The following is a 7583-nucleotide window of genomic DNA, read 5'->3' as shown; positions in this document are numbered from 1 at the left end:
GCGTGCGTAGCCTTCCTCGTTGTAGCCCAGCTCCACGCCGGTCTCCAGGTGGTCGAAGAAGCAGGGCGCGATGGCCGTGTAGCCGGCCTGGGCGAACCCGTCGGCCACGTGGCGGATGTGTTCGTTGACGCCGAAGATCTCCTGGATCACCACGATGCCCCCCTTGGGCTTGCCGGCGGGTTTGGCGAGGTAGGCGCCGATGCACTGCATGCGGGTGGTGTTGAGGTTGATGTTCTGGCCCATGGCGGCGTTCCCTCGATGGCAAGACGATCATTGTAGTCGTTCAGGGATCAGCGCCGACCTGGGCTATAATCACCTGTTTTCCGCATAGTTACGGTTGCTCCGCCATGTCGCAGGCCTCGCCCAAAGTCGGTTTCGTCAGCCTCGGTTGCCCCAAGGCGCTGGTGGATTCCGAACGCATCCTCACCCAGCTCAAGGTCGAGGGCTACGAGATCGTGCCCAGCTACGGCGCGGCCGATGCGGTGGTGGTCAACACCTGCGGCTTCATCGATGCGGCCGTGCAGGAGTCGCTGGACGCGATCGGCGAAGCGCTGCACGAGAACGGCAAGGTGATCGTCACCGGCTGCCTGGGCAAGCGCTCGGAACTCATCCGCGAGGCGTACCCCGATGTGCTCGCGATCACCGGCCCGCAGGACTACGCCAGCGTGATGACCGCCGTGCATTCGGCGCTGCCGCCCAGGCGCAACCCGTTGCTGGACATCATCCCGGACACCGGCATCAAGCTCACGCCGAAGCACTACGCCTACCTGAAGATTTCCGAAGGCTGCAACCACCGCTGCAGCTTCTGCATCATCCCCTCGATGCGCGGCGACCTCGTGTCGCGCCCGGTGGATGAAGTACTGCTGGAAGCGGAGCGCCTGGCGAAGGGTGGCGTGAAGGAGCTGCTGGTGATCTCGCAGGACACCAGCGCCTACGGCGTGGACGTGAAGTACGCCGAGCGCCAGTGGCGCGACAAGAGCTACCGCACGCGCATGACCGAGCTGTGCGAAGGCCTTTCCGAACTCGGCGTGTGGACGCGGTTGCACTACGTCTATCCGTACCCGCACGTGGACGAAGTGATGCCGTTGATGGCCGAGGGCAAGATCCTTCCCTACCTCGACATCCCGTTCCAGCACGCCAGCCCGCGCATCCTCAAGCTGATGAAGCGCCCGGGCAACATCGACAAGACGCTGGAGCGCATCCGCAACTGGCGCAAGGTCGTGCCCGACCTCACCATCCGCAGCACCTTCATCGTCGGTTTCCCCGGCGAAACCGATGCGGAGTTCGAAGAACTGCTCGATTTCCTGCGCGAAGCCGAGCTCGATCGCGTCGGCGCGTTCGCCTATTCGCCCGTGGATGGCGCCAAGGCCAACGAGCTCCCGGGCGCCGTGTCCGAGGAATTGAAGGAAGACCGCCTTGAGCAGTTCATGGCGGTGCAGGCGGAAATCTCCGCCGCCAAGCTGCAGCGCAAGATCGGCCGCACCTTGAAGGTGCTGGTCGACGAGGCGGGCGCCAAGGGTGCCGTCGCGCGTTCCGCCGCGGATGCTCCGGAAATCGACGGCGTGGTGCACATCGCCAATGGCCAGCTGCTGAAGCCGGGCCAGTTCGTCGACGTGGTGGTGGAAGACGCCGACGAGCACGACCTGCACGCACGCCTGGCGGACTGATCGCGACGGCGCGACGTCATGCGTTATGTGGCGCCCGCCCGCGGCACGATCGATCCCGAGGTATTCCTTCGGCCACCATTGAGCGCATGGCCGGCCCATGCGCCCTGGGTGCGCGCGGATGCATGGCCGGGCATCGATGCGCTGAATGCCGCGCGCCCCGCGACGATGCGCGAGCGTTTCGTCGCGCAGACGCCGGCCTTGCTTGATGACGGCCTGCACTACGAGCAGCGCATCGCCGAGCGCGGCGACATCGCCACGCGCGAGTCCAACTGGCATGACCTGTTCAATGCGATGGTCTGGCTGCGCTATCCGGACATCAAGCGTGCGCTCAACCTGCAGCAGGTGATCGACATCGCTCGCATGGGCACCAAGGACCGTTCGCGAGCGCAATATGCGATGACGCATTTCGACGAGGCCGGCGTCATCGTGGCCTTGCGCGATCATCGCCTGCTGGAAGCGTGGGACGCACACGACTGGCACGCCCTGTTCTGGCGCGAGCGCGATGCATGGCATGACGGCCGCATCTCGATCGATCTTTTTGGCCACGCCTTGATGGAGCACGCCTTGACGCCCGGCAAGCTGCTGGTGGGCAAGGCGCTGGTCTTCCTTGCGCGTGGTTTGCGGGACAGCGCTGTCACCGCCTGTGCCGAGGGCGTTAGGAGTGGCCGGTTATTACGCGACCCGCTGGATCTTCGCCCGCTGCCGCTGTCGGGCATTCCCGGCTGGCATCCGGAAAATGGCCAAGAGTCTTTCCATCGACAAGCGGCTTGCTACCAGCCGCGCCGCGAAGGACGCCGCTACCCGGCCCCTCTGTCGATCTGATCCGCGCGAGCGCCCCTGTCAATTTTGAAATTGCGGTGGTCCGGCAATCGCGCTAAAAGGCTAGGCAGCAGGGCGCTAGGGAACGGGCATGGAAAAGGCTGGTCAGACGCGCTTTGGGGAGAGGTTGCGGTGGCTGTTTGCTGCCGGGTTGCTGCTTTGCCTACTGTCGTGCGCGTTTCCTTCCCGTGCCGGCGACGACGCGCGAACGAAGGGTCCGGCCACTGCGATTCACTTCGGCATACTTCCCATCGGCAGCGCCGCCGAATCGCGTGAGCAATGGCAGCCCCTGTTGCAGGACCTGGAAAAAAAGCTGGGGCATCCCGTCGACATCGTATCCGTCAGCAGCTACGCCGGTTTGTCGGGCGCCATTGCCGACAAGCGCGTGGACATCGCGTTCCTGTCGGGCCGGCTCGCCACCGAGGCCGTGCAGCGCCAGCACATGCGGGTGGTCGCGCAGTTCGTGCGCAGCGATGGCGCCAAGGGCAACGTCGCCATGCTGATCGTACGCGCCGACAGCCCCATCCACGACCTGAAGGATCTGTTCTCCAAGCCGGGGCATTGGCGTTATGGCAGGGGAGAGCCGTTGTCGGTGACCGGCTATGTCGCGCCGGAGGCGCAGGTGTTCGCCTCGCATGGGCTCAACTCCGACACGTTCTTCGCCAGCGTGCGCGTGTCCAATCACCAGAACAACGCGTTGGCGGTGGTGAATGGCGAAGTCGATGTCGCCACCTGCAACAACCCGGACCTCGACCTGTTCCGGCGGAACTTTCCCAACGAGGCATCGCAGATCCGCGTGATCTGGCGATCGAGCCTGATCCCTTCCGGGGTGCTGGTGGTGCGCGACGGGATGCGCGAGCCGCTGCATTCGCAGTTGATTGCCTTCATGCGCGACTACGGTCATGCGCCGGGTGCGGCAGGGGAGCGCGAGCGTGCCAATCTTGCGCGCATTCCGGACCTTGCCGGTTTCGATACCGCCGACGAAAGCGTGCTCCGGCCGTTCGTCGACATGGAGTTCCAGCTGATACGCGAGCAGGCGCGCCATGGCCGCTGGGTCAGCGAGCAGGCCCGTGACACGCGGCTGAAGCAGATCGATGTGGATTACCAGGCGGCGGTGCGCCAGTTGATGCACCACTGAGCCATCGTTCAAGCGGTGGGTGCTAGGGTAGTGGTTTCGCCGGCGCCGCCGGTGGCTTCGACGGAGACCTCCATGCCCGCCTTCGACCGTGTCCAGCGCCTGTGCCGCCTGGGCGTGCTGACCCTGCTGTTTGCCATCGCGCCGCTGGCGCATGCGCAGCTCGCGCCTTCAGGCCTGCCGGAGGCCGACAAGCAGCAGATCAAGAACTACACGCTCAATGACGATGTGTTCAATCGCCTGGCGGCGGCGACCCGCGAGGCACGAACCGCCGGCATCCCACCGCAGGCCGCACCCGACGCCACCAAGGTGCACAGCCTGGACGACCTGGCCGCGCAGGCGATGGCCAGCGATCAGCGCATCCCCGCACTGGTGAAGAAATACGGCTTCACGCCACGCGAGTTCATGGTTGCCAATATCGCGTTGATGAATGCCGTGATGGCTACGCAGGCACGCAACGATCCCGCATTGGCCAACAACCTCAATCAGGTCTGGGTGAATCCGGACAACCTGCGCTTCGTCGATGCGCATCGCGCGCAGATCGCTGCGCTGCTGCAGGGCCAGTAAGCACCCATCGCCCGTTCAATAGCTGACGGCCACGATCGCAAAACGCGTGTGGCCGCCGGGAAGCTCCGCCTCGAATTCGTCGTCGAGGCGTTTCTTCAGCACGGCGCGTGCGAGCGGGGAGTCGACACTGATCCAGCCCAGGCGGGCATCCGTCTCGTCGGGGCCGACGATGCGATAGACCACGCTCTCCCCGGACTCGACGTTCTCCAGCTCGATGGTGGCGCCGAAGAACACCACGTCGCGATCCGCGGGCGAGCCTTCGGCGACCTTCAACGAAGGGATGCGCTTGCTCAGGTAGCGGACGCGCCGGTCGATCTCGCCCAATTGCTTCTTGCGGTACGTGTACTCCGCGTTTTCCGAGCGGTCGCCCTCGGCCGCGGCGGCGGCCAATGCCTTCACCACCTCCGGGCGCAGCGTGTGCCACAGGTGATCGAGCTCGGCCTTGAGCTTCTCGAAACCCTCGCGGGTGATGATGGCGGTGGAATGGGGGGCGGGTGGTCGCCAGCGGGTCATCGCGGTGCATCCGTCGTGCGTGTTCGGCTTCGATTCTATCGGCTGCCGGCGGTGAGGCGTACCCGGCGCCAGGCATGCAGGCGCCGGGCTTCGGCTGCGGTGATGACCTCAGGCCGGCCTGGCCTGTTGTTCCTGCAAGCGCCGCGCGAGGGTGTCGATGTCCTTGCGCAATGGATGCTCTGGCCACGCGGCGGCAAGCTTGCCCAGCAGCACGACGGCTTCCGCCCGCTGGTTCAGGTCGTCACCCAGCAGACACGCGGCGAGCAGGCCCATGCGTGGCGCATCCGGCGAACGCGGCCAGCGAGACAGGTAGCCACGGCAAAGCTTCAGCGCCAGCCGCGTCATGCCTGAGCGCGCGGCGAGTTCGGCGAGCGCGTCGGCGTGCTCGGGCGCGTCCGGCATGAAGGCCGGATCGATCTCCATGCATTCCTGCGCCAGCCCGAGCGCGCGCCGAGGCTCGTTGTTCGCCAGCAGCACGGCCATCCAGATATGCCCGTGTTCCAGCAGGCCCTCGCGCAGGCCCTCCTGCCTGAGCAGATCGCGATAGGCCTGATGCAGTGGCGCGGGCGCGCTGCGGCCCTGCATGCGCATCACCAGCATGCCAATGGCGGCGCGGCGATCACCGCTGGCGACCGCTTTCACCTGTTCCAGCAGATGGGTGTCTTCGTCATGGCCCGCCTCGCGTACCAGCTTTTCGGCTTCGGGCTCGATGTCGAAGCTTTCGTGGCGCTGGTGGATCATCGCGCCCATCAGGTGCAGGTTGAGGATGATCAGGTAGGTATAGGCGAAGGCGAACAGCGGCAGCGAAACCAGCTTGGGCAGGAACGCGGCCGCGACCGAGGCGAGCACGATCAACACGCCGGTGGCGAGGTTCAGCCCCACGGGGATCAGGTAGGCCCAGCCGAAACGGCGCATGACCTCCCACCAGTTCACCGGACTCATGGCCAGTTCCATGCTGCCGTCGAAGGCGAGCGACATGTCGATGGCGGGCAGGGTGAGCGCGAACAGCAGCACGAGAGGCCACAGGGCCGCCGGATAGAACACGCTGCTCACGAAGCACAGCGCGACGGCAAGCAGGTGGATGGCGGTCAGGCCATTGCCCGCGGAGGGGTTCTCGTCGACGCCGATGTCCGGCGGGTCGGCAAATCCGTTGGCCGTATGCAGCAGGCAGGTGGCGGCATAGCGCCAAGTGGCGCCCCACAGCGCGAACGCCGCGAAGACGCCGATATAGCTCGGGAGGATCGCCAGGTAATGCGCGAAGGCAAGTACGACACAGGTGGCAAGGCCACCGCCGCGCAGCGGATAGCCCAACCCCGCGGCAAAGCGCTCACGGAAAGGCGTGTCGGCCGAAACGGTGGCGATGCGAGGCATCAGGGACCCCCAGTGTCCGCGTATCGTCGGATCAGCGCGAAGCGTCGCAACGCTTCAACGCTTGCCGCCAAAGATGCCGCCCAGGACGCCACGCACGATCTGCTGCCCGAGCTTCGAACCGACGGCGCGGCTGGCGGATTTTGCCATCGCCTCGATCATGCCCTGGCGGCGGCTGGTGCCAAGCAGCGCATCCTTCACGGCATCGGTCCAGTCGGGCCCTTGCTTGCCGGCGGGTGCGTCGGCCGTGCCGCGCCTGGCGATCATCTCCGGATCGGCGGCCTTGTCGCTGGCCCGCTTGGCGAGCATCTCGGCGGCGGATTCGCGGTTGACCGCCGTGTCGTACTTGGCCCCCACCGGAGAACGCTGGCGCACGGTGCTGCGCTCGGCATCCGTGATCGCGCCGATGCGCGCGGTGGGCGAGGTCACCAGCACGCGCTCGACGGGAGAGGGCACGCCGCCGTCGTGCAACGTGGAAGCCAGTGCCTCGCCGACGGCCAATTGCGTGATGGCCTCCGCGACGTCGATCTTCGGATTGGCAACGAAGGTCTCCGCAGCCGCCTTCACCGCTTTCTGGTCACGCGGCGTGAAGGCGCGCAGCGCATGCTGCACGCGATTGCCGAGCTGGCCGAGGATATTGCCCGGCACGTCATCGGGGTTCTGCGAGCAGAAATACACGCCCACGCCCTTGGAGCGGATCAGGCGCACCACCTGTTCCACGCGCTGGAGCAGCGCCGGCGGCGCATCGTCGAACAACAGGTGCGCCTCGTCGAAGAAGAACACCAGCTTGGGTTGGTCGAGGTCACCCACTTCAGGCAACAGTTCGAACAGTTCCGACAGCAGCCACAGCAGGAAGGTGGAGTACAGGCGCGGCTTGAGGATCAGCTGGTCGGCCGCGAGGATGTTGATCACGCCCCGTCCGCTCATGTCCTGGCGCATCAGGTCGGCAAGCTCCAGTGCCGGTTCGCCGAAGAACTGGTCGGCGCCGTCCTGTTCCAGCTTGAGTACCGCCCGCTGGATCGCGGCAATGCTCTGCGTGCTGACCAGGCCGTAATGGCTGGAGATGTCCTTCGCGTTCTCGCTGGCGAAGCCGAGCAGGGCGCGCAGATCGGCGAGATCGAGCAGCAGCCAGCCCTGGTCATCGGCGACCTTGAAGATCACTTCGAGCACGCCTTCCTGCGTGTCGTTGAGCTCCAGGATGCGCCCCAGCAGCGTCGGCCCCATTTCGCTGATGGTGGCGCGGACAGGGTGGCCGAGCTTGCCGTAGATGTCCCAGAACATCACCGGGTTCGCCTGGGGCTTCCAGTCGTTGAGCTGCAGCTTGGCCAGTCGCGTCTTCAACTTGTCGCCCGGTTCGCCGGCAGGCACCGAAAGGCCGGCGAGGTCACCCTTGGCGTCGGCCAGGAAGCAGGGCACGCCGAGCTTCGAAAACCTTCGGCCAGCACCATCAGTGAGACCGATTTGCCGGTGCCGGTGGCGCCCGCGATCATGCCGTGACGATTGCCGTAGTGCGG

At 65.9% G+C, this 7583-nt stretch carries 7 protein-coding genes and 1 pseudogene; 4 read left to right on the top strand and 4 right to left on the bottom strand.

All coding sequences use genetic code 11. From position 1 onward, the window contains the following. Window positions 1–243 (bottom strand): dienelactone hydrolase family protein (locus tag JMF82_RS21245; protein ID WP_201316519.1); only part of this gene is annotated, 243 nt, incomplete at its 3' end. A 104-nt stretch (window positions 244–347) separates the two neighbouring features. Between JMF82_RS21245 and rimO the strand changes: the two genes are divergently transcribed. The 4 genes from rimO to JMF82_RS21225 all read left to right on the top strand — a co-directional run bounded on the left by rimO (window position 348) and on the right by JMF82_RS21225 (window position 4188). Further along, entirely contained in the window at window positions 348–1667 is a 1320-nt protein-coding gene (rimO, locus tag JMF82_RS21240; RefSeq protein WP_201316518.1) for a 30S ribosomal protein S12 methylthiotransferase RimO, read from the top strand. An 18-nt stretch (window positions 1668–1685) separates the two neighbouring features. Then, window positions 1686–2489, top strand: a complete 804-nt coding sequence (locus JMF82_RS21235) for a DUF3025 domain-containing protein (RefSeq protein WP_201316517.1) — start codon at window positions 1686–1688, stop codon at window positions 2487–2489. Window positions 2490–2577: 88 nt separating this feature from the next. Further along, window positions 2578–3624: a phosphate/phosphite/phosphonate ABC transporter substrate-binding protein gene (gene phnD, locus JMF82_RS21230; RefSeq protein WP_201316516.1), complete on the top strand. Its 1047-nt coding sequence runs from the start codon at window positions 2578–2580 to the stop codon at window positions 3622–3624. Window positions 3625–3696: 72 nt separating this feature from the next. Then, window positions 3697–4188, top strand: a complete 492-nt coding sequence (locus JMF82_RS21225; RefSeq protein ID WP_201316515.1) for a hypothetical protein — start codon at window positions 3697–3699, stop codon at window positions 4186–4188. 15 nt (window positions 4189–4203) lie between these two features. Here JMF82_RS21225 and greB read toward each other — a convergent pair whose 3' ends face one another. The 3 genes and pseudogenes from greB to JMF82_RS21210 form a co-directional block, all read right to left on the bottom strand. Further along, a complete protein-coding gene (gene greB, locus JMF82_RS21220) occupies window positions 4204–4701 on the bottom strand; it encodes a transcription elongation factor GreB (RefSeq protein WP_201316514.1) in 498 nt (165 codons plus the stop codon). A 108-nt stretch (window positions 4702–4809) separates the two neighbouring features. After that, window positions 4810–6072, bottom strand: coding sequence for a hypothetical protein (locus JMF82_RS21215; protein ID WP_201316513.1), 1263 nt, complete (start codon window positions 6070–6072; stop codon window positions 4810–4812). A gap of 54 nt (window positions 6073–6126) precedes the next feature. Then, a pseudogene (locus JMF82_RS21210) lies at window positions 6127–7583 on the bottom strand (helicase HerA-like domain-containing protein); the annotation flags it as partial.

It is taken from the genome of Dyella sp. EPa41, from assembly GCF_016586165.1.
Lineage (GTDB): Bacteria > Pseudomonadota > Gammaproteobacteria > Xanthomonadales > Rhodanobacteraceae > Dyella.
The sequence above is the reverse complement of the archived record's forward strand: the minus strand, read 5'-3'. Positions and strand labels throughout refer to the sequence as shown.